The organism is Pseudomonas sp. W4I3, assembly GCF_030816195.1.
Lineage (GTDB): Bacteria > Pseudomonadota > Gammaproteobacteria > Pseudomonadales > Pseudomonadaceae > Aquipseudomonas.
Genome location: NZ_JAUSXS010000001.1, coordinates 4,306,281 through 4,332,118 on the forward strand (window position 1 = coordinate 4,306,281; position 25,838 = coordinate 4,332,118).

A 25,838-nucleotide genomic window follows, 5' to 3' on the forward strand; every position below is an offset into this window, starting at 1 on the left:
CGGGGATTACCCGGTCAGTTGCGCAGAATCTGAATCACGCTGGGTACCATCCGGGGTCAGGGGTAGGCTGTTGCGTTCAAACATAACGGAATGAATTTTAAAAATATAATGCTATTTGGGCATAAGCTAATATTCTTGAATTTCATTATTTATAAATATCTTTATTCGTATAAATAATGTCTCAAGCCCGATGAAAGCCAGATGTGGGAGGGTTTGTTCAATGTGTAGGAGCGAGCTTGCTCGCGAAGAACTCAGGACCTGCGCGGTTATTCAGAATGAACGCGTTGCCTGGACGTTTTTCGCGAGCAAGCTCGCTCCTACAGGGGCCGCAATAGCTGCATCTGCTGGCGGTAATCGTCCGTCACCTGCCGCGCCTGGCTGTTGCTGGTAATCACCCTGGGGGTAATCAGCACGATCAATTCGGTGCGGTCCTTGGACTTGCTGGTGTTGCCAAACAACCAGCGCAAGCCCGGGATTTTCCCCAGGTACGGCACGGCACTGACACTTTCGGCGTTGTCCTGCTTGATCAACCCGCCCAGCAACACCGTCTGCCCGCTCTGCACCGCGACCTGGGTTGACACCGAGCGTGTGGAAATCCGCGGGTTTACCGGCGTTTCACTGCTGCTGCTCTCGCTCTGCGCATCGCTGACCTGCTGCTGAATGTCCATGTACACCAGCCCGCCCGGATTGATGCGCGGCACCACGTCGAGGATCACGCCGGTTTGCACGTATTCGACGCTGCTCAACGTGGTGTCGGCGTCCCCCGTGTTGACGGTGGTCTGGCTGATGGGAATGTTGTCACCGACCTGGATCTGCGCCGGCTGGTTGTTCATCACCACCAGCGACGGTGCCGACAGCACCTGGGTGCGGCCGTTGGTTTCCAGGGCGTGCAGGGCCACTTGCAGGTTGGAGCTGACGAAGGAATAGAACAGCGAATCCGCCGCCCCCAGCCCCGCCCCGCCGCCGCCCAATGCACCCTGGCTGCCGGACGCATTCGCCACCGTGGTGCTGGTGGAATTGCCGGCCAGGCGGCCGAGGTACCACTGCACGCCCAGGTCCAGTTCGCCGGTGAGTTTGACTTCGAGAATGCGTGTCTCGATCTGCACCTGCAGCGGCGGGTTGTCGAGACGCTTGATCGCCGCTTCGATTTCTTTCCATTGCGCCGGACGCGTGCGCACCAGCAGTTGGTTGCTGCTTTTTTGCGCGGTGATGCGGGTGCCGGCCTCCAGGTCGCTGATGGGCGGCGCCGGGGCGTCTTCACTGCTTTCGGAGGCCGGTTCCTCGGCGGCGGGCATCGGGGTGTTGGCCTGCAGACCGGCGCTGGTGGACGAGGACAGCGTGGTGGTGCGCAAGCCCGGCGCAACCTTGGCCGGGGTGTCGTCCTTGATCGCGCCATTGCCGTAGATCTGCCGCAGGTAGCGGGCCAGGTCCGCTGCCTTCATGTTGCGCACGTCGTACACATACATCTGCGGCTCGTTGCCGCCGCCTTCGTCGATGGTGCGAATCCAGTCACCCACTTCGCTGAGGTACTGCGGCTGGGAAGAAATCGCCACCACCGAGTTGGTGCGCTCCACCGGCAAAAACCGCAGCATGCCGGCCAGGGGCGTGCCGCTGTCGGCGCCGAACATGGCCTGCAGCTGGGGCATCAGCTCGGCCACCGACGCGCGTTGCAGACCGAACACCCCCCACCGACATGCCCTTGAGCCAGTCCACATCGAAGGTGTCGATGGTGTCCTGATAGTTGGCCAGTTCTTCCGGGGTGCCGGCCAGGCTCAGCACATTGCGCGCCGGGTCCACCAGCAGGAAGGCGTTCTCCCGGGCGAACGGCTTGAGCAGTTTCTGCATCTCGGTGGCGGAGATATAACGCAGCGAAAACAGGCGTGCCGAGAGACCGCTGGAAGGCTGCGCCACGCGCATCTGCGGCACCAGCTTGCCGGCCACCGCCTGGTTGCCCGGCAGGATCACATAACGGTTGCCCTGCTTGATCATGGCGTTATCGGTCCAGGACAGCAGGGTTTCGAGGATCGACAACGCCTGCTGCTTGTCCACCGGTTTGGAGGTGGAAAAGCTGACGTTGCCCTTCACGCCTTGGGCGATGCTGTAGTTTTCGTGCAGCAGGTCGCCCATCACGCTGTTGACCACCGCTTCGATGGGCTGGTCCTGAAAGTTGAAGACGATGTCGCCCCCCGCCTCCTTCACCGCAGGCCTGGATACCGGCGCGCGTACCAACTGCTGGTTGCCCCGAATCAGCTGGCGCTGCGCGGGTGGCTTCGCCTCCGGTGGCGCGCTTTGCACGGTGGGTGCCTCGCTGGGCGGGCGTTGCGAACCGGTGCCCTGCAGGGCTTCGTGCAAAAGCGCCTGATCCGGGTCGAGGCGGTCGGGCAACGCGCCACAGCCGCCGAGGGCGACGCTGGTGGCCAGGCAAAACAACGAGGTGCGCATATCAATCAAGGGAGGGGCTCGCGAGAAGGGGAAATCGAGGGCAACCGCTTGCCGTACAGGCTCAGGGTCTGGGTGCGCCCATCCAGGGCGAAACGGGCGTACTGCGGGGTGAGGTGTTCCAACCGCCAGCCGTTGGGCAGGCTCTGGCCCAGGCGCACCGTGAGAGGTGGGCCGTCGGCTTGTTTAAGCATGGCCATTTGCAGGTTGCCGGTGATCATGATGCCGCTGAGGGTCAGGTTGGACAGACTGGTGACCCGCGCCTTGCCCACCACGCGGTCCGGGCTGCGATCGGTGCTGAACAGCGGCGCCTGCCAGGTGCCGGCAAGGTCGGCCAAGGCCACTGTGGGTGGCGTCTGCAGGTTGGCCGAGGGCTGCGCCGCCAGCGGTGCTGCGGGTAACCACTGCGGCGCATCGCCGATGCTGCTGAGGATCACCGCCATCAGCAGGCCCAACAAGCCTGCAATGCCGAGCAAGCCCCACTCCAAGGGGCGTAATCTGCTGTTCATGGTGCCACCCGCGCCGGTTGCAGGTAGCCGCGCACCAGCAGGTTCACCACCAGCTTGCCCGCCCCGCCCCGTGCGGGCGCCTCGCGGCTGCGGCGGATGCGCAGTTCGTCGACGAACAGAAACGGCGGCTGGTATTCCAGCGCATGCAGGATCGCGGTCAAGGGTTCGATGGCGCAATTGAGGGTCAAACTGACCTTGACCTGACGATACGGCTCGCCATCGTCCTGCTCGGCGGTGATGGGCTTGCGCTGGGTCAGGCTGCAACCACCGCCGCGCCCGGCCTGGCTGGCGACCAGATCGGCCAGGCGCTGCATCAGGTCGGCGGCGACCACGTCGGGGTCATCCCCCGGCAACAGGCTGGCGCTGCTGGCCGGGTCCTGCTGCGCCCGCTCAAGCTGCTGGCGCAGCGCGTCGCCCTGGCGCAACACGCTGGCATAGCGCTGCTGCTGTTCGCGCAACAGTTCGGCGTGTGCGCCCATGCTGCGCAGCGGGCCGGCGAACCAGCTGTCGATCAGCAGCCAGTAGGCCGCGCCAAGCACGGCGGCGAGGATCAGCAAGGCTGCCCCGCGACGCTCACGGGGTGTGAGGGGTCGGCGCATCGGCTGCCTCCTGGCGCAAGTGGGCACGCAAGGCAAACTGATCCTTGCCAGTGCGTGCATCGGGTTGAATCACCCCTTCGAACTGGGCGTTGTCCAGACGCTGGCAGCCTTTGATCCGGCTGATCAGGCCGCTTGCCTTGGCGCTTTGGCCGGCGATGGAAATCTCGCTGCCCTTGACGTCCAGCTGGTCGAGCCAGGTGTCGGCCGGCAGGCAGTGGGTCAAGTCATTGAGCAGCCCGGCCAACGGCGGTTGCGCCAGTTTGCGTCGCGCCAGGTACTGCGCCGCGCCCTGGGTGTTGAGCAGTTGCTGGCGCAGCGCATGCACCTGGGCCACCTGGGCTTTCTGCTGCTGAACGCTGTGCTGCATGGCATCGACTACACGCTGGCGGTCGTTGAGCCACAGCAGCATCGCGCCGATCAGCAACGCGCCGCACAGCCATGGCAGGCTGCGCTGCAAACCCAGGCCCGGCGGGCGTTGGCGCGGGCGCAGGCTGGCGGGCAACAGGTTGATGCTCAGGTCGGCCACATCCACGCGATGGGGCCGCAGGCCCAAGGTGGCGCAGGCGGCGAGGATCGGGTCCAGGCGTTCGCGCAGGATCGCCACCAGCGTCACCTCAAGGTGAGTGGGCGTGCGTTGCTCCTGACGGGCGACGAAGTACAACTGTTCGGCCTCGAACGGGGTGTAGCGGTCCAGTTCATAGCTCACCACATTGTCCAGGTGGCGCGCGGCGGCCAGGGGCAGTTGCACGGTTTGCCACAGCACCTGGTCAGGGCCGAGCATCAGCACCTGGCGCGCATGGCCCGGTTCGACCGGTGCGGTCAGCGGCCAGTGATGGATGCGCTCCGGCGGTTCCTGCAGGGCCAGCCAGCTCGGCACACAGCCGCTCAGCTCTGTAAGCCACAGGCGCCAGGCCTGTTGCAGCAGGCTGCCGCGCCAGTGGCGGGCGATAGGTTCGAGTCGATTCATTCTTGCCACCGCACCACCCGATAGGGCTGTGCGCTGTCCTCCACGGGGCTCAGTGAAACGGTGATACGCAGGCGCGCCTGATAACCGCCGGGCCGTTCGGCGTGGCTGTCGATTTCCACGACCTGGCCGGGGTCAGCGCCCTCGGCGTTGCGGCTTGGCAGGTTGAGCGCCTTGCGCATCAAGGGGCTGGCGAACGCCGGATCGGGTCGATCCAGGTCGCTCCATAAGGTGATTTCGGGCAACAGTTGGCTGTAGAGCACCTGGGTCATGCCAGGCAGTTGGCGCACTTCTTCCAGCACCCGGAACGGCGCCAGGCCCTGGCGCCGCCGGGCTTCGAGGGCCTTGACCCATTGCTGCGCCTGGACGGGCGTGGCACCGCAGGCCAGGGCCAGGCGCGTGAGGTCATCCGCCGCCGCATTGATCAGGTACAGCTTGCCGCGCTCACTGCGCAGGCTGACCTGCAACCGCGCATCATCAAAGTTCAGCGCGATAGCACGCCCGTCGGCCACCCAGTGCGGCTGCGCCATCACCATGGCGATGCCGGCCTGAGCGGCCAATTGCGTGCGGGTGTGCTGGCCCAGCCACAGCGCCTGGCGGCTTTGCAATTGCACCCAACCGGCCAGGCCGCCGAGCAGCACGCTGAGCAAGGCCAGCACCCACAGCACCAGCAGCAACGCCGCACCGCGCTGGCGCTTCATTCTTCCAGGCTGCCGCTGGAAAGGTTCAGGCGCAGCGCAATCACTTGGGTGACCCACGGCACCGGCCCGTTGACGCTGGCCGCGATGCGCACCGCATAAGGCAAGCGCCGGGGCCAGGGCCAGTCAGTGATCCAATCGGTAGGCTGGCCCAGGGGTGACAGGCCGCGGTAGCTGAACTGCAGGTGTTCAACGTGGTTGAGCAGTACCTGCGGTTCAACGCGGGCGGGGTTGATGCGCGATTCCAACTGCGCAAACTCTACCTGCAAGGCCTGGTCGACCCGCTGCAGAGTAAAGCGCTGGATACCGCCACCGAGCACACCGGGCAAGGTCGCCACAAACTGCAGGCGCTCGGGGGTGCCGCTGAAAAAACCATCAGCCTGGCTGTCGTCCTCGGTTACATCCAGGGGCAGCGCCTCGCTGATGGCGGTGCGCAAGAACTGCTGGGCGGCCCGCATTTCGTCCAGGCTGACGCTGTAGCGCTGGGCCTTGGTCACCGCACGGTTGGCGCCCAGCAGCGCCCCGCCGACCAGCACCAGCAGCACCGCCAGCAAGCTGAGCACCACGAGGATTTCCAGCAGGGTGAAGCCCTGTTCGCGGCGCTTCACAGACGTGCCTTCAAGGTGCTGAAGTGGGCCTGGTGCGGGCCTTCGCTGACGATCAGGTCGACGCGATACAGGTGCGGCGGTTGGCGGCTGAGCGTGAGTTGCCAATGGATGCCATCCAGGTCGCCTTGGCTGACGCCGCTGTCGAGGCGGCCGGCGGTTTCCTGATCGAGCACCGTGAGCGCCGCGTGGGTCAGCCGGTCGCTGCGCGCCACTTGTGCCAGGGAACGTGCGCTCTGACCAAAGGCGACCAGCAGCACCGTGCTGCACACCGCCAGCAGCGTCAGGGCGGCGAGCATCTCGAGCAGGGTGAATCCCGCCTGGCGCTTCATGGCAACGCCTTGGACTGCACGCTGCCGGTCAGCCAGCCGATATCGATACGCCAGCGCCGCGTGCCGTTGGCCAACAGCAGGTTGCCGCCCGTGGAGCTGCCGTCGGGGTAGAACTCCACCGCCGAGCCGACCTGCTCGGCGGTATGCACACTCAGTTGCAGGTCTTGCGGCCAATAGCGCGGCGCGCGGCCAGGTGCGCTGAACGCGCGGTGGGGCAGATCGAACTCGGTACGCGCCGCCTGGCCGCTGATAATCGCCGCAGCCCGGGTAGTGCGCAGTGCCTCGACCATCTGCCCGACCACACGACGCTCCTTGGCCGCTTGCAGGCCCTGGCGCAGCCCCACGCTGAGCAAGCCGGCAGCGAGGCTGATCAGCAGGATCACCACCAGCATTTCCAGCAGGGTGAAGCCACGCTGGGCCATCGGCTGCTTATTCCCAATTGCCCAGGTCGGCACTGTAACCCTCACCACCGGGCTGGCCGTCCTGGCCGTAGAAGATCAGGTCAAAGGCGCCGTGCTCACCGGGAAACCGATAGCCGAACGCGTGGCCGAACGGGTCTTTCAGTTCCGACGGTTTGGCGTACGGTCCGGCCCAACTGGAGGCCGCCGCAGGCTTGTCCACCAGCTGTTGCAGGCTGGTGGGCGGCGAGCCGACATCCAGCGCATAGCTGTCGATCTTCATGCTCAAGCCGGCGAGCTGCGCCTTGCCCGCGCCGTATTTGCCCTTGTCCACATTGCCGCCGACCTGGCGTACCACGATGGTCGCGACAATGCCCAGCAGCACGATCACGGCGAGCATTTCCAGCAGGGTAAAACCACGTTGGCGGCGTCGGGCATTCATCGTTTATAGCTCCTTGGAAGTTTATATATGGCTGGTGAGGCTCATCAGCGGCAGCATGATCGCGAGCATGATCACCGCCACCAGCACCGCCATGAACACGGTCAGGCTGGGCACCAGCGCGGCGAGCAGACGGTCGATGCCGCGCTTGGCCTCGACGTCGAAAATATCGGCGACCTTGAGCAACATGCTGTCCAGTTCACCGGCCTGTTCACCGACTTCGATCATTTGCAGGGCCAGCTCGGGCAGCAAGGGTTGCTCGCCAAACGCCCGGCCCAGGCTGCCGCCCGCCTTCACCGACTCGGCGGCCATCGCCACTTGCGCCTGCAGCGCACGGTTGCTGCAGACTTGCCGGGCAATCACCAACGCCGGCAGCAGCGCGACGCCGTTGCTGAGCAAGGTGCCGAGGGTGCGCGTCAACCGCGCCGCTTCGACCCGCTGCAACAGCGGGCCAAGCACACGCAGGCCGAGCACGCGACGGTCCCAGCGCTCGCGACGGCGTGGCTGGCGCAGGCTGATCAGCAGCGTCCACAGGATCGCGATCAATCCGGCCAGCACCAGCAGCCCATGGGCACCCAGAAACTCGCCAAGGCCCAGGATCACTTCGGTGATCAGCGGGATCGGCACGCCCAGGTCCTGGAAAATCGGTACGAATTGCGGCACCACGTATGCCAGCAACAGCGCCAGCGAGCCCAACACACCCACCACCAGGAACGCCGGGTAAATCAGCGCGTTGATCACCTCGCCACGCAGCCGCTGGCTGCGTTCCAGGTAGTCGCCGAGCTGGTGCAGGGTACGTTCCAGCGCGCCGCCGGCTTCACCGGCGCGCACCAGGCTCAGGTACAACGGCGAGAAGCTGCCGCCCTCCTGCTCCAGCGCGGCCGACAGCGGCTTGCCGGCCTTGACCTCGTCGCGGATGCGTTCGATCAAGCCGCGTACCTGGGGTGGGCCGGGTTGTTTGAGCAGTAAACCAAGGCAGCGCTCGAGGGGCTGGCCGGCGCCCAGCAGGGTCGCCAGTTGTTGCGTGAAGCTGACCAGGCCCGCACCTTTCAGCGCCCCGCGCACCGGGGTCAACAAGGGCCTGCCCGCCGTTTCGAGCTGCAACAACAGCAGGCCGCGCTTGTGCAGCGCGGCAACGGCAGCGGCGTGGTCCTTGGCCTGCAAGGTGCCGTTGTGGGCGACACCCTGGCTGTCGAGGGCGCGAAACTTGAACAGCGTCACGCGGGTTCCCCACGAGTGACGCGCAGCACTTCTTCGAGCGTGGTGATGCCCGCCAATGCCTGGCGCAAGCCCTCTTCATACAAGGTGCGCAGGCCGGCGCGGCGGGCAGCTTGCTCAAGGGTGGCGGCGTCGGCGTGGCGCATCAGCAGGCCGCGTAGTTCATCGTTCATCACCAGCAATTCGGTGAGGGCGCTGCGCCCATGGTAGTCGCCGTGGTAGAGCAGGATCGGGCGCTGGTCGGTCAGACGCTCCAGGCCATGTTCCTCGATCAACGCCGGTGGCGCTTCGAACGCCACGCGCGTGGCCGGGTCCAGGCGGCGCACCAGGCGCTGGGCCAGAATGCCGCTGACGGTGGAGGCGATCAGGTAGCTTTCCACGCCCATGTCCAGCAGCCGCGTGATGCTGGCGGCGGCGCTGTTGGTGTGCAGGGTGGACAGCACCAGATGGCCGGTGAGCGAGGACTGGATGGCGATGCGGCAGGTTTCCAGGTCACGGATTTCGCCGATCATGATCACGTCCGGGTCCTGGCGCACGATGGAGCGCAGCACACCGGCAAAGTCCAGGCCGATGGCGGGTTTTACCTGGATCTGGTTGATGCCTTCGAGCTGGTATTCGACCGGGTCTTCCACGCTGATGATCTTGCGCTCAGGGGTGTTGAGGCGCGACAACGCCGTGTAGAGCGTGGTGGTTTTGCCCGAGCCGGTCGGCCCGGTCACCAGCAGAATGCCGTGGGGCCGTTCCAGCAATTGAAGGAAGGTATCCAGGCGCTGGCCATCGAAGCCCAGGCTGGGGAAATCGAATTGCACGGTTTGGCGGTCGAGCAGACGCATCACCACCGATTCGCCGAAACTGGTGGGCACGGTGGACACGCGCAAGTCCAGCTCCTTGCCCTGGATGCGCAGCATGATGCGCCCGTCTTGGGGCAGGCGGCGCTCGGCAATGTCCAGGCGCGCCATGATCTTGACCCGTGAAATCACCGCCGCCGAAGAACTTGCCGGGGGAGCCTCGGCGTCGTGCAGAACACCGTCGATGCGGTAGCGCACCTTGAGCTGGTGTTCGAAGGGTTCGATGTGGATATCCGAAGCACGCTGTTCCACGGCGCGTTGCAGGATCAGGTTGACCAGGCGAATCACCGGCGCTTCGGACGCCATGTCCTTGAGGTGCTCGATATCTTCGACGGAGCCGCCCTGCTCGCCCAGGTTCTCCACCAGCGTGCCCATGGCGGATCGGCCCTGGCCGTAGTAGCGCTCGATCAGGCTGTCGACTTCAGTGCGTGGGCCGACGGCCAGCCAGATCGGCACCTGGCAGGCATAGGCCAGGGCCTGGAACGGATACACCTGGGAAGGGTTGGCCGACAGCACGCGCAACCCGCCATCGGCCCAACTGATGGGCACCAACTGGTAGTGGCGCAGAAAGCGCTCGGTCAACATGGGTAAAGGGTCGAGCAGCGGCGGCGCCGCATCAGCGTGCAACAGGGGCGCGTCGAGCAAGGCGGCCCAGGCGCGGGCCAATTCAGCTTCGCTGACCAGCCCCAGGCGCGAGAGCAGACCGAGCAGGTCAGCACCCTCGGTGGACAAGCGCCGGGCGCGTTCCAGGTCGACAGTCTTCAACCCGGCATGCGCCATCAGCCATGCACACACCTGCTCGGTGTGCGGGACAGGCATCTGGCAGGCATCGATAAGGGCTGACGACATAGTGGAGTGATATCTGATAAGCGAAAAGTATGGCTATTTGAAACTACCGAACAATGCCATTAGTTCGCCATTGCCCTGGCAGGAATTAGCCGGGGGTATCGACTGGAAGTTATAGCGCTAGTTCCTGAAGATGGGGAATAAAAATACAAAACATTGCTGGATGCACTGATTTAGAGCGCTGGCAGCCAATAGCCATTAGTTGCAATTAGCCATACTTATAAGTTGCTCATGCACTTTCTCGTTCAATTAACCGGCAGTGCAAAAGATTCAGGCGCTCAACTTCGCCCTCGACCGGTAATACACCCAAACTTTCCAGAACACGCGTGGCAGCTAATACCCCGATCTCCAGGGCAGGCGGCTGGAGGGTGCTGAGGCTGGGCAGCAACATCTGCGCAAACGGGTAGTCGCCAAAGCCCAGCACCGCGCAATCCTGGGGGATGCTCAGCCCCGCACGCTGCCCGGCCAGCAGACCGCCGGCGGCCAGGTTGTCATTGGCGAAAAAGATGGCGTCGGGTTTCAGGGTCTGGCTCATCAGCGCTTCCATGGCCTGTTTGCCGGCTTCGAAGGGCGCGCGGTCGGCGTCCGGGGCGAATACCCAGGGCGGCACGCCGAGTTCGGTGAGGGTCGCGATAAACCCATCGCGCCGCTCAAGCGCGCTGAAGTCCCCGGCCGCGCTGTTTTGCACGAAGGCCATGCGCCGATACCCTTTGCCATGCAAGTAATGCGCGGCCATGACGCCGACCTCGTAGTGTGAAAACCCCACCTGCAACGGCGTTCGCTGCGGCACGTAGTCCCAGGTTTCGACCACCGGGATATCCGCCTCGGCGATCATCTTTTCAGTGCCGGCACTGTGGAAGCGGCTGGTGAGGACCAATGCCGCCGGCGACCACCCGAGAAACGCACGCACCGCACTTTCTTCTTGCTCGACGCTGAAGTAGCTGGACGCCAATAACAGCTGGTAGCCGTGCCGGCTGAGGGTGTCGCTGAAGCCCTGCAGGGTGTTGGCAAAGATCGGCCCCGAGATATTCGGGATCACCATCGCCACGATCCGGCCCCGCGCAGAGGCCAGGCCACCGGCCACCAGGTTCGGCACATAGCCCAGCTGCGCGACGACCTGGGCGATACGCTCGCGGCGTTCGGGCGAAACCTGCTCCGGCTGGTTGAAATAACGCGACACGGTGATGGCCGACACCCCGGCCTGACGCGCTACGGTGTTAAGTGTGACGCGGCCGGCGCCACGGCGTTTGCGCGGTTGTGATGGGTCCACGGGATGATCCTGGGTAAAAACAAAAAGGAATATAGGGCTAGTTTTTTAGTATTTGACGCTCTAAACCAGAGCCTTCAATAATGCCGATGGTAGCGCTAACAAAGCGCGGTGTCTGCTACTCGCTCGAGCGAATGCCCACGACATCTCTACAGGCGCTGACGGTCGCAGAACCGCAGCGGACCAGGGCTTTTTTTCGAGCGGGCACTCTATGCACAACTTTCCACGGCACACATCCTTACTGCTTCTAGCCGGCCTGAGCGCCCTTCCCGCCCCCGGCGCTTACGCTGGCGACGAACAGCAACCTACGCTCGAAGCGGTGACGGTCACCGCCACCCGGCGTGAAGAGTCATTGCAGAAAGTGCCGGTGGCGGTCTCGGTGCTCGACGGCGAGCAACTGGAGCGGGACAACCGCAACGGTGTGGCGAGCATCGCGCAGCAAGTGCCGTCGCTGAATTTCCGCACCGGCGCTTCGAACAAGGACACCTCATTGTTCGTGCGCGGCGTGGGCACCATCTCCACCTCCCCTGGCGTCGAACCGACCGTGGCCACGGTGATCGACGGCGTGGTGTATGCGCGCCCCGGCCAGGCCACCCTCGACCTGCTGGACCTGGAGCGCATCGAAGTGCTGCGCGGCCCCCAAGGCACGCTGTTCGGCAAGAACGCGTCGGCCGGTGTGCTGAACATCACCAGCAAGGCGCCGACGGCCGACACCCACGGCTTTATCGATCAGTCGTTCTACAGCGGTAATGAAAGCCGCACCCGCTTCGGCATCGGTGGCAGCCTGGTACCGGAGGTGCTCAAGGGTTCGATCAGTACCCTGTTCGGCAGTTATGACGGCAACGTCGACAACCGGCACAACGGCCAGGAGGTCAACGGCTACAACCACAAAGGTATTCGCGGCAAGCTCGAGTTCACGCCCAATGACGACGTGAAGCTGACCCTGATTGCCGACTACATGCAGTCCCACGATGACGCGCCCAACGGCGTGGTCAGCAAGTCCCTGAGCCCGGCTTTCAGCAACGCCTTGAGCCCGGTGCGCGCCGCGAACGACAACCGCGACATCAACACCGATACCCGCAGTCATGTCGAAGACACCAACAAAGGTTTGTCGGCCCAACTGGACTGGAACCTGGGCGACTACACCCTGACGTCGATCACCGCCTGGCGCGGCTGGGACAACACCCAGTACCAGGACGGCGACCGCCTCGGCACGGTTACTGCTGCCTTTCCCGGCACCGCCGACAAGGGCGACCTGGCGTTCGACCAATACTCCCAGGAGTTGCGCCTGGCCTCACCCAAGGGCGAATTTCTCGAATACGTCGCTGGCCTGTTCTACATGCATGGCAAGGACGAGGAAACCTATCAACGCACCCTGACCACCAGTGCGCGCACCGACCGTGGCGTCGCCGACTACAGCACCACCAGCGACAGCTACGCGGCGTTCGGCGAGACCACCCTCAACTTCACCTCGCGCTTTCGCGGCATTGCCGGGTTGCGCTACACCCACGACGACCTGAAGTACGACCACCGTCGCGTGTCCACCTCGGCCACTACCGTCAGCGGCATTCAACCGGCCACCGCAAGTTCTGGTTCGGTGGACGAGGATGGTTGGTCCGGCAGGCTCGGTGTGCAGTACGACCTTACCGACAACGTCACCAGCTACCTCACTTACTCGCGTGGCTATAAAGGCCCGGCGTACAACGTGTTCTTCAACATGCAGCCGCGCGACACCGAGGCGCTCAAGCCGGAAACCTCCAACACCTGGGAAGCCGGGATCAAGGCCACCGCCTGGAACAATCGCCTGACCACCAACCTGGCGGTGTTCCACAGTGACTACGACAACTACCAGGCCAACTTTTTCGACACCGTCGCCGGCCAAGTGGTGACGCGCCTGATCAACGCCGGCAGCGTCAGCACCGAAGGCGTCGAGCTCGATTACGCGTTGCAGGCCACCCAGCAACTCAAGCTGTCCGGCGCCCTGGCCTATACCCGCGCGCGCATCGATGAATTCGCCTGCCCGGCAGGCGCGGCGGCCACCTGCAATGTGAATGGCAAGCCACTGCCGTACAGCCCGGACTGGAAAAGCTACGTGCGCGCCGATTACACGATCCCGCTGGACAATGGCCTGGATATCGAACTGGGCACCGACTACAACTGGCAGAGCGAAGTGCAATACGACATCAGTCAGAACCTGGACACCAAGCAAGGCGCGTACGGCATCTGGAACGCCAGCGTCGCCTTGGCCGACTACACCAACGGTTGGCGCGTGGCGCTGCTGGCGAAGAACCTCGCCGACAAATCCTACTCACCGCTGCTGGCCAGCGGCGGCAACTACATCTACCGCGCCGTACCCCGTGACGATGAGCGTTACTTCGGCGTGCAACTGCGCAAGGATTTCTAAGATGAGCCGCCAACTGAAACTCGGCGCCTTCCTGATGGCCACCGGGCACCACGTGGCCGCATGGCGCCACCCGGATGTGCCGGCCAATGCCGGGCTGGATTTCGCCCACTACAAGCACTTGGCGCAGGTAGCGCAAGCGGCAAAGTTCGACACGCTGTTCGTCGCCGACAGCATCGCCGCCGCCACCGGGGAAGTCGCCAGCCAGATGGCACGCTCGGATCATTTCGAACCGCTCACCCTGCTCTCGGCGCTCAGCGCCGTGACCGAGCATATCGGCCTGATCGCGACCGCCACCACCAGCTACAACGAGCCCTACCACGTGGCGCGCAAATTCGCCTCGCTGGACCACCTCTCCGGCGGGCGCGCAGGCTGGAACCTGGTGACCTCGGACAACGCCGCCGAGGCGCTGAATTTCGGCCGCGAGGAGCACCTGGGCCATGAAGAACGCTACAGTCGCGCGCGGGAGTTTCACCAGGTCGTGACCGGGCTGTGGGACAGCTGGGACGACGACGCCTTCGTGCGCAACAAGGCCAGCGGCCGCTACTACGACCCCGAAAAGCGTCACGTGCTCGACCACGTCGGCGAGCACTTCCGAGTCAAAGGCCCGCTGAACGTGGCGCGCTCACCCCAGGGCCAACCCGTGATCGTACAGGCCGGCTCCTCGGAGACCGGTCGAGAACTGGCCGCACAGACCGCCGAAGTGGTGTTTACCGCACAAACCTCCTTGGCCAACGCACAGGCGTTTTACAGCGACCTCAAGGCACGCCTGGGCCGCTACGGACGCACGGCGGACTCGCTGCTGATCATGCCTGGCGTGTTTGTCGTGGTCGGGCAGACCAAGACCGAGGCACAGGCCAAGTTCGAGGCCTTCCAGAACCTGGTGGAACCAGAGGTGGGCGTCGCCCTGCTGGGACGCATGCTGGGTAATTTCGACCTGTCCGGTTACCCACTCGATGGGCCGCTACCGGAACTGCCGCTGACCGAGAGCGGACAACGCAGCCGCCAGCAACTGCTGAGCGCATTGGCCCAGCGCGAACACCTGACACTGGCGCAACTGGGACGGCGGATTGCGGGCGGACGCGGTCATCACAGCTTGATCGGCACACCGGTTCAGATCGCGGATGAGATGCAGCATTGGCTTGAACAAGGCGCGGCGGATGGCTTCAATATTCTGGTGCCGCACCTGCCAGGTGGGCTGGAGGATGTGGCTCGGTGGGTAGTGCCTGAGCTGCAACGGCGTGGGTTGTTTCGACGGGAATACAGTGGCAGTACTTTGCGGGAGAATCTGGGGTTGGTTCGGCCGGGGAATCGGTTTGTGGGGGTGGGTTTGGAGAGGCTCGTTTAACGATGAGGCTCAGAATATTTCCGCGGTGCGTTTGACTTGGGGGGTCGAAATCGCAGGCACAAAAAAGCCGATCTAGTTGATCGGCTCAATTGCCTGATTTTACTCAGTGAATATGGTCGGGACGGAGTGATCCGAACACTCGACCCCTAGCACCCCATGCAGTTAAGCATTAGTCATCCATGGCTCGCGCCATTCCCCTATAGAATCCTAAAGCCCAGTAAAACAAGGCACCTTTAGCGCCTCACCCTTCCAACGACCTCTATCCTGATCTACCCTTAGCTGACGAATCAGTGGGAGTAAATGTGGGAGTAAACTTATCAGGAGGTTGATTATGGCCAAGCTCACTGCCAAGGAATTGGAAGCACTGACCGAGCAGGATGTCGGCATTATCATACGCGACGAAGGCAGCCTCGCGGGCAGAGTCTCACTCCGCAAAAAAGGTATCGCCATCCCTTTTTACTTCCAGTTTCGCTGGGCAGGGATTTACACCCGCTTCTCGTGCGGTACCTGGCCAAGCAAGTCGTTGACCGAAATCCGCAAGGAGCGCAACGAAGCGCGAGACCTTGTAGCCAAAGGGATCAATCCTAATGAGAACAAGCGCGCAGAGAAGGTCAGACTAAAAGCGGAACTGGCTGCACAACTCGCAGAAGCCGATCAGCAAAAAACTAAGGAGCTAACGCTGCTTGACCTAGCGGGAGAATGGCTTCGCGATGGCGTGGCACGAAAGGATGGTAATGCCGAGCTACGGAGAAAATTCGCGAAAGATCTTTACCCCGCCGTTGGCTCTAAAGTCCTCAGTACAGTCAGTGAACATGACTTGCGGGGCCTGGTGCGTTCCGTAATAGCTCGAGGTGCTACTCGGCAGGCCATCAGTCTTTTTTCGGATATCGTTCAGATGTTTGGATGGGCGCAGAAACGCCAGCCATGGCGAACACTGCTGGTCGACGGAAATCCAGCAGACTTGGTCGAAATCGATAAGCTTATACCCAGTGACTACCAGGAGGAGAGAACTCGGATCCTCTCTCCCACCGAACTTCAAGAATTACACCAACGCTTTCAGAAAATGACCACCGACTATGCAGCGCTACCTGCCGGCGAAAAGTACGATGGAATTCGCCCACTTAAACCAGAGTCCCAACTTGCACTTTGGATCTGTTTGGGAGCGTTATGCCGGATCGGTGAACTGCTTCAGGCCGAATGGAAAAACGTTGATCTGGAAAATGGCGTCTGGTTTATTCCCGTTGCAAACGTCAAAGGCAGCCGGAGAAAGAAGCAGGACCACCACGTGTTCCTATCTGCGTTTACAACCCACTATTTCAGCAAGCTTCGGCAGCTCACAGGACACTCTCAATGGTGCTTCCCCGCAAAGCATCATGATGGGCATGTCGATCTGAAGGTCGTCAGCAAACAGGTGGGGGACCGCCAATCACGTTTCAAAAATCGCAAGCCGCTTGCACGTCGCCGACATGATGACACCCTGGTGCTTTCCGGTGGTTTGAATGGGGAATGGACACCTCATGACTTGAGACGAACGGGTGCAACCATGATGCAAGCCTCGGGGGTAAGCCTTGATGTGATAGACCGGTGCCAGAACCACGTGCTGGCAGGTTCCCGGGTCCGCCGTCACTACTTACACCATGATTATGCTGCAGAGAAAAAAGAAGCTTGGAACCTGTTGAGCGAGAAGCTCATCGACATTTTGATCGGCCAGGATGGTTTGGGGGGACTTAAGACACAATAGGAGATGTCATCGCCTCCGCCATATTTGTACGTTAAAGCCCTGACTATTCAGGGCTTTTTCGTTTCTGGGGTTTGGCTGCAAAACCTCACAGCCCACACTCCAGCCCACACCTTGGATGAAGTCTTGCTTTTCGACCGGCGGCTAGTTTTTCGAATGCCTGTTGCCTGCAGCTACACTCCTGAGAAACGGGCTCAGGGGGTGGTTCTCGCAGAAAGCGCCGGAACGAATGTGGAGATCGCGACTTCCCATCGACGCAGCCCAACAAATTACACACAAACAAAAACGCCGCTCAGTAAGCGGCGTTTTTGTGTATTTGGAGAGGGAAACGAGACTCGTATCTGGCGTCCGACTCATTGAAATCTAAGGGGTTTCTTTTCTTTCCTGGGCAGGAAAAGACTTAATTCTGGACTTGTTTTCTGGGAGTATCAAGGCCTAGAAAGCAGGATCCCGGCTGTGCCGTTTCATCCTGTCCATCGCCATCAGGCGGACAGCATCCAAGCTGACCAGCAAGCGGACGGTACATGGTGTGATGGACAACGGTAACAGCGCTGCTAGTGCCTCTGCGGCATCGCCCCCCCCCCGTTGGCTGAGCCGCTCAACCAGAAAGTCGCCTACGTCGTCGTTATCGAATGCCTCGCTTCATTTAAAGAATAGGCTTGCCACCTGTCACGCCGTAACGTTCACCGGAGATATAACTGCCCTCATCCGACGCCAGCAGCACATAGATGGGCGAGACTTCGGCTGGCTGGCCGGGGCGCCCCAGCGGCGTATTGCCACCAAAACTCTTCACGGAGTCCTCGGTCATCGTCGATACGATCAATCGCGTCCAGATTGGCCCGGGCGCCACACTGTTGACGCGAATACCGCGCTTGCCGAGCATCTGCGCTAGGCCCGCAGTGAAGTTGGCGATCGCGCCTTTGGTCGCCGCATACGGCAACAGCGTGGGGTTGGGCGCATCGGAATTGACCGAGCTGGTGTTGATGATCGAACTGCCTTGGACCATGTGCGGCAGCGCGGCCTTGCAGATGCGAAACATCGCAGTGACGTTAACGTTAAAGGTCTTTAGCCAATCCTCGTCAGGGATGTCTTCCAGGCCGATAATTGCCTGCTGGCGGTGTTCAAGCCCTAAGGGCACTACAGGGATTTTTCAGCCGGGGATATAGATCAGATGAGTGGTTAGCCTGGGCCTACAGCCGGTGTCGCCAAGCGGTTGCATGCGTACAGCGCCATGCCCAGCAGCATCAGCGCGCCACCGCGCAGCCAGGTGTCCAGGCTTTGCTGGCTGAGCAGGATCAAGCACGAAACAATTGCCAGCACCGGCACCCAGGTCGGCACGCGAAAATGCTGTTCGGTGATGGTGTCGCGGCGCAGTACCAGCACCGCCAGGTTGGTGCTGAGGAACACGAAGAGCAGCAACAGCACGACCGTCTCGGCCAGCGCCGCGAGGGTACCCGTCAAGGTCAGGGCGATGGCCACCAGGGTGCTGGCGATGATCGCGACCCAAGGCGTACGCCGCTTGGGCAGCACGTGCGAAAGTGGCTCCGGCAACAGGCCCATGCGGGCCATGCCATAGGCCAGGCGGCTGGCCATTACCATGGTCAGCAGCGCACCGTTGGCGACCGCCACCAGCGCGATGAAGGCGAAGAGCTGGGGCGGGATGCTCAAGCCCGAGGCACGCACCACTTCGAGCAACGGCGCGGATGTGGCCGTCAGCTTGTCCATCGGCAGCACCACCGAAGCGGCGACACCGACCGCCATATATACGACGCCCGCCGTCACCAGCGCAGCAAACAGCGCACGCGGATACACTTTGCGCACGCCGCGTATTTCTTCGGCCAGGTTGGCCGACGTTTCAAAACCGACGAACGAATAGAACGCCAGCAATGCCGCGCCCAGTACGGCAAGCATCGGGTTGACTCCGGCCTTGAACTCCAGCGCGCGGCCGAGGTTGGCTTCGCCGGACTGTATGCACCAGGCCGCGGCCACCACCACCAACAGCAGCCCGGACAGTTCGACGCAGGTCATGACCATGTTGGCGCCCAGCGACTCCTTGATACCGCGCGCATTCAGAAGCGCTATCACTGCCAGGAATATCAGCGCGGCCAGGTGCGGTGACACCTCGATGAACGCCGCCAGGTAGTCGCCGGCAAACGCCAGGGACAGCCCCGCTGCGCTGGTGACGGCGGCCGCAAGCATGCTGAAGCCGACCAGGAATGAAATCAGCGGTGACTTGAATGCCCTCTCGGCGAACACCGAAGCGGCGCCAGCATGGGGGTACTTGGTCACCAGTTCCGCGTACGAGCCTGCCGTGAGCATGGCAAAAAACAACGCCACCAGCAACGGCACCCAGATCGCCCCACCCACCTCGCCGGCGATGGTGCCGGCCAGTGCATACACACCGGCGCCGAGCACATCGCCGAGGATGAACAGAAACAACATCGGCCCCGTCACGGCGCGGCGCAAGGACGGTTTGGAGGGTGCGCCTTGGGTCAGGCTGGATACGGGCATGGGCGGCTCTGGCGTGGGTTGCAATGAGCGATCATCCGGCGCGGGCCGGCTGACGCAGGGCTATCTACAATGGGAAATGCCCGCGCCGCCAAAGTTCCGTTTTCCGCTGGGAGACCAGCGCAGCGCCTCCGTCAATCGTCGTCGTGCAAATGCGCGTCAGCGCAGGGCAAGCGTCCCGATTCCCCGCCGGCAATCCGTTCCGCCTGATCGATGCCGCGTTTGAGCCCGTCGTGCACGGTCCATTCGGCGCCGGGCAGTTGCCTTGTGCGTTCGACCACGCATTGCCCCGTCGCGGTATAGACGCTGACCAACACTTCGATATCGGCGTCTTCGCGCTCCCGGGCCCTGACTTCGATATGGCAACCGTTTTCCACTTCCTGGGTAAAGCACTCTTCTTCCAGTGCCTTTTCTTGCGCTTTATCCAATTCCCTGCTAGGTTAATATCTGGAAGATTTACTCAAAAAGGAGCGTTATATGAAGGATCAAAAAAATAGCTCAATCGGCGCCACATTTTATCAACAAAAAAAATTTCAGTGGTACGCCGCATGAGTATAAAGAAAGGGAAGTAGTTTATGAGCTTCCATCGGAACTGAATGATACTTTTCTCTCTGTTAAAATTGGCAAACAAAGTCTGGTTCATGGATGGCGACACTTTCGGGACTCACAAGCTGATCAAATTTATAAAGTATGGACAGAGTCCACATCGGACATCACTGAAATTCAGGGACTTTCCAAATTTGTTGTGGCACCGAAAAATACGCAACTTCTGTCGATTAAACTAACGAACAGTTCAGAAAACACAGCGCTAGATTATGTTTTCGTCCAGACATATACCATCGATAATCCGGTAAATATTCTTGTAAATGATGATTTCCAGATTGTCGGGCTTATCCCCAATGATGGAAGAATGTATGTCACGTCTGTCATCCTGTTTGATAAAAACAAGGTTCCGATGGAAATTGGCGCAGCCTATTTTATGTATGATGCGCCGACAGATTCTCTAAATTTCATCACTTATCCTGAAACTTTCCCGGCAGGCTGGAAGCTGGTCAAACGAAAGGACTATCGCTTCGAACTTATCATCGAGAATATCAAGGAGAGCAGTAACGGCGTCGCATTTGTCCGTTAAACCTTAATCCCCTTAATCCCCCGCAAGAGAGCAGCGGATTAAGGGGTTTGTCGCATTGGACTGATCCAGTAATTGCAGATAGTTTTTTCGGTTCTCACACCGCTAGCTCTTCCGCCACCATCGGCGAGCGATAGCTCTTGTAACCGTAGCGCCTTGCGCTGTTGCAGTGCACCACATATAGGTTGATGTCTACCGGGGCCTTATACTCCGGGCTATAACCTCTCTAGGGTACCCATTCGGACTTCAAACTGCCAAAAAAGCTCAATCATGCGTTATCCCAACACTGCCCTTTTCGACACATGCGCTGCTTCAGCTTATGTGCTTGCAGTTCAGCCCTGAATTATTTGACTATTGTACTGACAGCCTTGGTGAGAATGAAACGGCACGCCCTCAGGCCGCCCTATCAATTCAACAGCCCTCCGCCTCATTTGCCAGTGCCGCATCGGCGCCCAATGAATACGCCCATCCCGCCATTCGGCCGCAAACGGATCCAAAACTACCGAGCGCGGATCCAGCGCTTACCGAGCTGGATATAGGTGACGTCCGCGAACGGTATTAGCTACGTAAACCTCACGCTCCAGCTCTGCTCAGCCACCAAAGACTCGACGTCTGAAGACTTGTGGGGCCTGCGTTGGCGGCTGGCGATCCCGACCTTCTTCATCAAGCTCAGAGCCATGGAACGCCCCACCTGATGACCTGCACCTCGCAGATCTTCAGAAAGGGAGTTACCTGGTTTTCGTACCACTAACTGGAGTTGTTCATCACCTCCGCCGGTATGATCCATAACCGCCGCTCCAGATCGAACTTGTCGGACAGCACCGACCACAGCTTGCCCGTGCGGACCCGGTCACCAGCAACATCGTAGAAGGTAAACGCACTATCGCTCAAACTCACTCGCATTCCCGCTGATTACGTCCACCTTGCAACTTGCCCACTTCAGTGACGACCACGTAGAGATCAAACAATCCACTTCCGGTCCCCCGTAAAACAAATCGTCAGCCACCGTGCCGAATCTGCGTGGCCCAATCTCGCCGAGATTTCGTCACGTAACGTATCCAGGTTCCCGACCGCTTCCACGTGATAATCAGTCGAGAGCACAATATGGATCTCGATAAATCGCGCTCGCCCATGCTTCTGTACATAAGAAACGTAATGCTCGAAGCCGTACTCGATTTTAATCGCGTCCATCACCTGTCGCACTTTGTTGTCCAATTGGTCTGGCGCCATGCCCAACACATCACGCAAGGCCGGACGCAGTATATTGAAAGCGGGAGGCAATATACTCAGTGCCAGCAAGATCAAAATCAGCGGATCGGCATATACGGCCAAATGACCATAGCCCCGTGACGTGAGCAACAACGCAGTGAGAAAGCTGACAAGCAGTCCTACCGATAACATCGCATCTACCAACCAGCTAATGTTATCGAACTGAATCAGCGTTGATTTAAGCTCACGGTTTCGATAACGGATGTAGAAAAAATAGGCGAACTCGACGACTGTAAACACTGCCGCATAGATGATCAGCATCCCTAATTCAATCTCACGACCGCCGTTGATGAATCCAGACACTCCGTTAAGAAATGCATAGATTGCGATCAAAAACAGAAAGCTGCCTTCGATCAGTAACACCATGGGTTCCAAATGCCAGAAGCCAAACTGGAACCGGTGATTACTTTCCTTGGCGATCAGTTTGGCTGTAATCAGCATTAATACTTTGATAAAGGTTGCAATCAACGAGAAAAAACCATCGAACAGGACGGATTGAGCGCCCGTAACGAAACCAGTAGCAATCCCAGCGATCGCTACTGCTAACATCATGACGGTAGATTGTTGGAGCAACGACTGCTCACTTCGGTTATTCAAGTAACTCTCTCTGTAAAATACCAATTAACTGCTGACTGCGATTACCGCTCAATAGTCTGATAACTAGCTGCGACCTGACAGATGAGCTGATAAAGCGGCGTGCCTTATACCTTCCACTTTGCGAAGTGCATAAGCACTCCGATCAAAATAATAGCACCACAAATTAAGCAACCGATAATTTCGCTTCCCATATTAACCCCCTAAACATTTAATATCTGTCGAGATGACTGATTAACACCTTCAACAAAAATAGAGACTGGCAATAACGCCTAAATTTACTCCCCTCATTTGCATGCTAACTGAACTTTATCAAATCTTGTATCGAGCTTTCGTGGTGCTAGAATATAATGTGCCTGGCAACTATCGCTTTTCCATTTTACAATCAGAGTCGATTCTTCCTGGTCAACTAAGGCAAGCGCCATACCTTTTGGATCTAGAACGCCTAGCACTTTGCCATTTTCATCCTGAACACTAGCCCCAAAGGGTATAGGGCTACCGTCTACGCTTCGAAACTCAAATTGTACTCGGCGCCCACTTTCCGCCGCGAAGCTAGCTAGTGTTATGGAACCGCGACGGGGAACCAGTTGTTGGGCGGTGGTCAGCAGCTCAGTATCCGCCCCGAGGTCACGGGCATCCAGAGTAAGCCAGTTGGTCCGATATATCTGAGCGCTGGGTACTACCGCGTAGCCGTTCCTTCCGGTGATAACCCCGGCGTGGCTGGAAAATTTTGCATTAGATACCCCAGACACCTCTGCAAGGGTAAATGTGTCGCCCACGGGTTGACCTAGATTAATTCCTCCGGCATGCGCTACTACCGAACCGGAAGCGCCAGCACTAAAAGTCTGATAATCACGACCTTGACTGTAACCAGCATTCACCCGAGCCACTGAGGTGACCGCACTCAGGCTTGCGGACCCTGAGCCCCCCCCGCTGCTGTCATGCCCTGCCTGGAGGTTGTAATAAGCATCATCTTGCCCCGGAAGATTGCCATTAAGCCCCATCTGTGTTGAATGACGCCCTTGATTGTCATAATTCAGATTGGAGCTGACACGCGACGATCGCTGTGAACTTCCCAAAGGCATAGAGATCGACAGAGCAACCTGCTTTTTATCATTTTTATAATTAGAGGCATCGTTACGGCTAAAGGAGGTGTCAATATTATAATTGATCGAGCCCCAGTTATTGCTATAGCCGACGCGAAGTTGCTGAGAACTGCCGGGTAAATTCCAGTAACGCTGTTCAGTTCCATTCAGATAAAACGATCCTCCCCTCGAGCCCAAACTCTGATTTATCGTTATATCAAAACGGTTTTTCGCACGCCCTCTGTGGTTACCGTCCATGAATCGCAGGTCGGTGACATGGTCGCCCAATGTCCGATAGTCTTCAGTCGAATAACGGTAAGTAGCTAGGGTAAAAGTCGTATTGGTAGCGGCGAGTGTTTTCGCATAGTTCAACCTGAGGCTTTGCCCTCGGTTTCGCTGCTGTCGGGTTTCACTATTTGATTGGGTGACATCTATCGCGAAGGCGCCAAGAGGCGTGTTCTGTGTGACGCCAACATTCGTTGCCCTGTAGTCCTCAGCCCACTGCACGCCCCCCACAAGGGTTGTGGCGTTGGTCAGGCCGTAGGCAAACCCTAAGGTCGCCAGTGAAGGCGCTGCGTCATCAGGATTGTTACTCGCATACTCGCCAGCGGCAGCGTTATAGCGCAGCATTCCGCGTCGTACCATCTGTGGTAGAGATGCGTAAACCTGGGTGAAACTACTGCGACTCCCATCCGCCTCGATCACGGTGATTTCAAGATCTCCATTTGATCCGCTGGGATAGATATCACTAATTTCGAATGGCCCGGGGGAAACCGTAGTGCTATATAGCAAGTAACCATTCTGGCTCACTTCAACGGTCGCGTTGGTTTGCGCAGTCCCGTGGATAACGGGCGCATAGCCCCGTTGGCTATCGGGAAGCATGGCTTCGTCTGAACTCAGTTGGATGCCGAGAAAACGCACACTGTCAAATGTTTGAGAGCTGGTGTAAGTTTCCCCCAGTGTCAATTGGCTTTTCAACGACGTGATGTCGCGCTCGGCAAAAATACGGTTGCTGGTAAAGCGCCGTTTATTTCCACTGCCATCCGACAAAGATGACTCGTTACGCAGACGCCACTGACCGATATTTAAGCCATTACGCAATCCCAAACTGTAATAGTCACTCGTGCTACCTGAGTTTTCACTGCGACGTCCACTGAATTGATAGTTTACGAAGCCAGCATTGACACCATAGTCCCAAAGGGCAGGATCAACATAGCCCCTGGCACTTCGCAGCATAGCCGCTTGAGGTATGCCAATATGCAGTTGAAGTCGAGCAGCATCGTATTCAACGCTGGCTTTGTCGATTAACTCACTCACGTCATAACAGCGGTCCGGCAGGCCCGTGTCAATCACACCATTACGCTTAAGCTTTTCCACATCCACGCCAAGTTTTTCGAGCACTTCCAGAGTCAAACAGGGTTTAGTCCTACCTGACTTATCAATGATATCAAAACGAATATCTCTGCGCCCAGTCAGAGCTCGGTTCACATAAATATCAACACGATAGGTTCCAGGCGCAACATTGTCCTGCCTGAGAAACTCGGCTAGGTCAAGCTGTTCGCCTCCGCCCTGAATAAAGGCAAGGTCGAACTCTGGAATATTTGCTTCGCTCCCCGTGGAATTAGCATAGGCCGCCCCCGGTAACGCTAAGGCAACTGCAAGAGCGAGCTTACGAAGTCTAAAACCTTTACCCGCCAAGTCGTGAGGTGCCGCCGTGTTTTCCTGCACGCGCGCGGACAGACCCGAGCGATTTTCAGCACTGATTTTTTTCATAAAAAACACAAGAACAAACCTTTCGACAGTACAACAGAACTTGGCGAATAAAAATTATTTGTCAGCCAATGTATTCGGCGTAGCGGAACTGACTTTATCTATATATAGATCAGCCGTATATGAGTTCTGTCCGCCGTAATCATTAATGACGTTGAAATTCAATTTGAGACTGGCAGCCGAAGCCATTGGATTGACTGGTATTTCTACATTCTCACTAGGGGCGACCATACGCCCCTCCCCCATTAGAAAATCATTGTAACCAGCGCCTCTCAAACTCAATCCAGTCAACGACACATGAAATCGACTTGGGTTCTCAACCTTCAGTACGGCAGTCTGAGAACGTTTATTTAACGTCCATTTAAGCTGAGTCGGTGCCTCTACCGCACTACCCGGCAACCCAGGCGGTCGAAAAAACACTTTAATCCGCTGGCGTACCGCAAGCTGCAGAACACTTTCCCCATTAGCTTTTTGTGGGATTTCCTGTACGTTCAGCCAAGCAATTGACTCTCGATCCAATGGAACTCCCTCTCCACTGTAAAGTATCCTTAGTTGTTGACGACCCTCTTTCGATAGGCGGGATAACGGTGGAGTGACCGCAAAGGATGAAATGTTAAAATCTGCTGAGTCAGACTCTAGCCAAGACTGGACCAGTACATCCTCACCACCTTGATTTAGCACAGACAACGAAGCTTCTTGATGCTTAGCGTCGAAAATCACTCGAGTGGCACCCAATGAGATGGCTGCCTGCGAATGATTGACAAAGAAGGTTAATAGAAATAATGAAAAACTAAATAGCGCCTTATTAAACACCTGATTCGCCTCCACGAAGCT

General features: G+C 59.3%; 21 protein-coding genes and 3 pseudogenes. 5 read left to right on the top strand and 19 right to left on the bottom strand.

The features are described from left to right. Positions 1–317 precede the first annotated feature (317 nt). From gspD to QF045_RS19495, 12 genes and pseudogenes are all read right to left on the bottom strand, one after another. Positions 318–2,442 (bottom strand): annotated as a pseudogene (gene gspD, locus QF045_RS19440) (type II secretion system secretin GspD). Between the two features lie 5 nt (positions 2,443–2,447). After that, positions 2,448–2,948: a hypothetical protein gene (locus QF045_RS19445; protein WP_306493655.1), complete on the bottom strand. Its 501-nt coding sequence runs from the start codon at positions 2,946–2,948 to the stop codon at positions 2,448–2,450. Continuing rightward, complete coding sequence (gene gspM, locus QF045_RS19450; protein WP_306493656.1) at positions 2,945–3,547, bottom strand: type II secretion system protein GspM; 603 nt, start codon at positions 3,545–3,547, stop codon at positions 2,945–2,947. The genes QF045_RS19445 and gspM overlap by 4 nt, the downstream gene beginning before the upstream one ends. Then, positions 3,522–4,514: a PilN domain-containing protein gene (locus tag QF045_RS19455; protein WP_306493657.1), complete on the bottom strand. Its 993-nt coding sequence runs from the start codon at positions 4,512–4,514 to the stop codon at positions 3,522–3,524. The genes gspM and QF045_RS19455 overlap by 26 nt, the downstream gene beginning before the upstream one ends. Then, positions 4,511–5,212 carry a type II secretion system minor pseudopilin GspK gene (locus QF045_RS19460; RefSeq protein ID WP_306493658.1) on the bottom strand — a complete coding sequence of 234 codons (702 nt, stop codon included), beginning with the start codon at positions 5,210–5,212 and terminating at the stop codon, positions 4,511–4,513. The genes QF045_RS19455 and QF045_RS19460 overlap by 4 nt, the downstream gene beginning before the upstream one ends. After that, positions 5,209–5,817: a prepilin-type N-terminal cleavage/methylation domain-containing protein gene (locus tag QF045_RS19465; protein WP_306493659.1), complete on the bottom strand. Its 609-nt coding sequence runs from the start codon at positions 5,815–5,817 to the stop codon at positions 5,209–5,211. The genes QF045_RS19460 and QF045_RS19465 overlap by 4 nt, the downstream gene beginning before the upstream one ends. Next, positions 5,814–6,146, bottom strand: a complete 333-nt coding sequence (locus QF045_RS19470) for a type II secretion system protein (protein WP_306493660.1) — start codon at positions 6,144–6,146, stop codon at positions 5,814–5,816. The genes QF045_RS19465 and QF045_RS19470 overlap by 4 nt, the downstream gene beginning before the upstream one ends. Next, the gene (locus QF045_RS19475) at positions 6,143–6,568 is read right to left on the bottom strand and encodes a GspH/FimT family pseudopilin (RefSeq protein ID WP_306493661.1); all 426 of its coding nucleotides are present in this window, start codon (positions 6,566–6,568) and stop codon (positions 6,143–6,145) included. The genes QF045_RS19470 and QF045_RS19475 overlap by 4 nt, the downstream gene beginning before the upstream one ends. A 7-nt stretch (positions 6,569–6,575) precedes the next feature. Further along, positions 6,576–6,986, bottom strand: a complete 411-nt coding sequence (gspG, locus tag QF045_RS19480; protein ID WP_306493662.1) for a type II secretion system major pseudopilin GspG — start codon at positions 6,984–6,986, stop codon at positions 6,576–6,578. A gap of 21 nt (positions 6,987–7,007) precedes the next feature. Then, entirely contained in the window at positions 7,008–8,204 is a 1,197-nt protein-coding gene (gene gspF, locus QF045_RS19485) for a type II secretion system inner membrane protein GspF (RefSeq protein ID WP_306493663.1), read from the bottom strand. Continuing rightward, positions 8,201–9,898 (bottom strand): GspE/PulE family protein, encoded by a 1,698-nt coding sequence (locus QF045_RS19490; protein WP_306493664.1) that lies wholly within the window; start codon positions 9,896–9,898, stop codon positions 8,201–8,203. The genes gspF and QF045_RS19490 overlap by 4 nt, the downstream gene beginning before the upstream one ends. Before the next feature lie 226 nt (positions 9,899–10,124). After that, entirely contained in the window at positions 10,125–11,165 is a 1,041-nt protein-coding gene (locus tag QF045_RS19495) for a LacI family DNA-binding transcriptional regulator (protein ID WP_306493665.1), read from the bottom strand. A gap of 208 nt (positions 11,166–11,373) precedes the next feature. On the opposite strand from QF045_RS19495, the gene QF045_RS19500 reads away from it, so the two are divergent. The 3 genes from QF045_RS19500 (at position 11,374) to QF045_RS19510 (ending at position 16,652) form a co-directional block, all read left to right on the top strand. Further along, positions 11,374–13,566, top strand: coding sequence for a TonB-dependent receptor (locus tag QF045_RS19500; RefSeq protein ID WP_306493666.1), 2,193 nt, complete (start codon positions 11,374–11,376; stop codon positions 13,564–13,566). A 1-nt stretch (position 13,567) separates the two neighbouring features. Then, positions 13,568–14,911, top strand: a complete 1,344-nt coding sequence (locus tag QF045_RS19505; RefSeq protein WP_306493667.1) for an LLM class flavin-dependent oxidoreductase — start codon at positions 13,568–13,570, stop codon at positions 14,909–14,911. 331 nt (positions 14,912–15,242) lie between these two features. Continuing rightward, entirely contained in the window at positions 15,243–16,652 is a 1,410-nt protein-coding gene (locus tag QF045_RS19510; RefSeq protein ID WP_306493668.1) for a site-specific integrase, read from the top strand. 643 nt (positions 16,653–17,295) lie between these two features. Here the strand turns inward: QF045_RS19510 and QF045_RS19515 are convergent. From QF045_RS19515 to QF045_RS19525, 3 genes and pseudogenes are all read right to left on the bottom strand, one after another. Beyond that, positions 17,296–17,745, bottom strand: a pseudogene (locus QF045_RS19515) (SDR family oxidoreductase); the annotation flags it as partial. An 83-nt stretch (positions 17,746–17,828) separates the two neighbouring features. Beyond that, complete coding sequence (locus tag QF045_RS19520; protein WP_256657896.1) at positions 17,829–19,160, bottom strand: APC family permease; 1,332 nt, start codon at positions 19,158–19,160, stop codon at positions 17,829–17,831. Positions 19,161–19,291: 131 nt separating this feature from the next. Continuing rightward, positions 19,292–19,585, bottom strand: coding sequence for a hypothetical protein (locus tag QF045_RS19525; protein ID WP_124403782.1), 294 nt, complete (start codon positions 19,583–19,585; stop codon positions 19,292–19,294). Between the two features lie 89 nt (positions 19,586–19,674). Here QF045_RS19525 and QF045_RS27800 point away from each other — a divergent pair. Continuing rightward, positions 19,675–19,899: pseudogene (locus tag QF045_RS27800) on the top strand (beta/gamma crystallin domain-containing protein); the annotation flags it as partial. A 3-nt stretch (positions 19,900–19,902) separates the two neighbouring features. Continuing rightward, positions 19,903–20,289 (top strand): hypothetical protein, encoded by a 387-nt coding sequence (locus QF045_RS19530; RefSeq protein WP_306493669.1) that lies wholly within the window; start codon positions 19,903–19,905, stop codon positions 20,287–20,289. Positions 20,290–21,033: 744 nt separating this feature from the next. Here QF045_RS19530 and QF045_RS19535 read toward each other — a convergent pair. The 4 genes from QF045_RS19535 to QF045_RS19550 form a co-directional block, all read right to left on the bottom strand. Next, a complete protein-coding gene (locus tag QF045_RS19535) occupies positions 21,034–21,183 on the bottom strand; it encodes a hypothetical protein (protein WP_164485249.1) in 150 nt (49 codons plus the stop codon). A 63-nt stretch (positions 21,184–21,246) separates the two neighbouring features. Beyond that, positions 21,247–22,152, bottom strand: a complete 906-nt coding sequence (locus QF045_RS19540; protein ID WP_124403780.1) for a cation diffusion facilitator family transporter — start codon at positions 22,150–22,152, stop codon at positions 21,247–21,249. 284 nt (positions 22,153–22,436) lie between these two features. Continuing rightward, a complete protein-coding gene (locus QF045_RS19545; RefSeq protein WP_306493670.1) occupies positions 22,437–25,007 on the bottom strand; it encodes a fimbria/pilus outer membrane usher protein in 2,571 nt (856 codons plus the stop codon). 54 nt (positions 25,008–25,061) lie between these two features. After that, positions 25,062–25,817 carry a molecular chaperone gene (locus QF045_RS19550; RefSeq protein WP_306493671.1) on the bottom strand — a complete coding sequence of 252 codons (756 nt, stop codon included), beginning with the start codon at positions 25,815–25,817 and terminating at the stop codon, positions 25,062–25,064. Between the last annotated feature and the right edge of the window lie 21 nt (positions 25,818–25,838).

What these genes read in the sequence shown, in the direction of transcription:
- QF045_RS19510 (WP_306493668.1), top strand. Translation starts at nt 15,243, where the DNA reads ATGGCCAAGCTCACTGCCAAGGAATTGGAAGCACTGACCGAGCAGGAT.
- QF045_RS19445 (WP_306493655.1), bottom strand. Translation starts at nt 2,948, where the DNA reads ATGAACAGCAGATTACGCCCCTTGGAGTGGGGCTTGCTCGGCATTGCA.
- gspG (WP_306493662.1), bottom strand. Translation starts at nt 6,986, where the DNA reads ATGAATGCCCGACGCCGCCAACGTGGTTTTACCCTGCTGGAAATGCTC.
- QF045_RS19500 (WP_306493666.1), top strand. Translation starts at nt 11,374, where the DNA reads ATGCACAACTTTCCACGGCACACATCCTTACTGCTTCTAGCCGGCCTG.
- QF045_RS19490 (WP_306493664.1), bottom strand. Translation starts at nt 9,898, where the DNA reads ATGTCGTCAGCCCTTATCGATGCCTGCCAGATGCCTGTCCCGCACACC.
- gspM (WP_306493656.1), bottom strand. Translation starts at nt 3,547, where the DNA reads ATGCGCCGACCCCTCACACCCCGTGAGCGTCGCGGGGCAGCCTTGCTG.
- QF045_RS19455 (WP_306493657.1), bottom strand. Translation starts at nt 4,514, where the DNA reads ATGAATCGACTCGAACCTATCGCCCGCCACTGGCGCGGCAGCCTGCTG.
- QF045_RS19460 (WP_306493658.1), bottom strand. Translation starts at nt 5,212, where the DNA reads ATGAAGCGCCAGCGCGGTGCGGCGTTGCTGCTGGTGCTGTGGGTGCTG.
- QF045_RS19505 (WP_306493667.1), top strand. Translation starts at nt 13,568, where the DNA reads ATGAGCCGCCAACTGAAACTCGGCGCCTTCCTGATGGCCACCGGGCAC.
- QF045_RS19470 (WP_306493660.1), bottom strand. Translation starts at nt 6,146, where the DNA reads ATGAAGCGCCAGGCGGGATTCACCCTGCTCGAGATGCTCGCCGCCCTG.
- QF045_RS19520 (WP_256657896.1), bottom strand. Translation starts at nt 19,160, where the DNA reads ATGCCCGTATCCAGCCTGACCCAAGGCGCACCCTCCAAACCGTCCTTG.
- QF045_RS19545 (WP_306493670.1), bottom strand. Translation starts at nt 25,007, where the DNA reads ATGAAAAAAATCAGTGCTGAAAATCGCTCGGGTCTGTCCGCGCGCGTG.
- QF045_RS19475 (WP_306493661.1), bottom strand. Translation starts at nt 6,568, where the DNA reads ATGGCCCAGCGTGGCTTCACCCTGCTGGAAATGCTGGTGGTGATCCTG.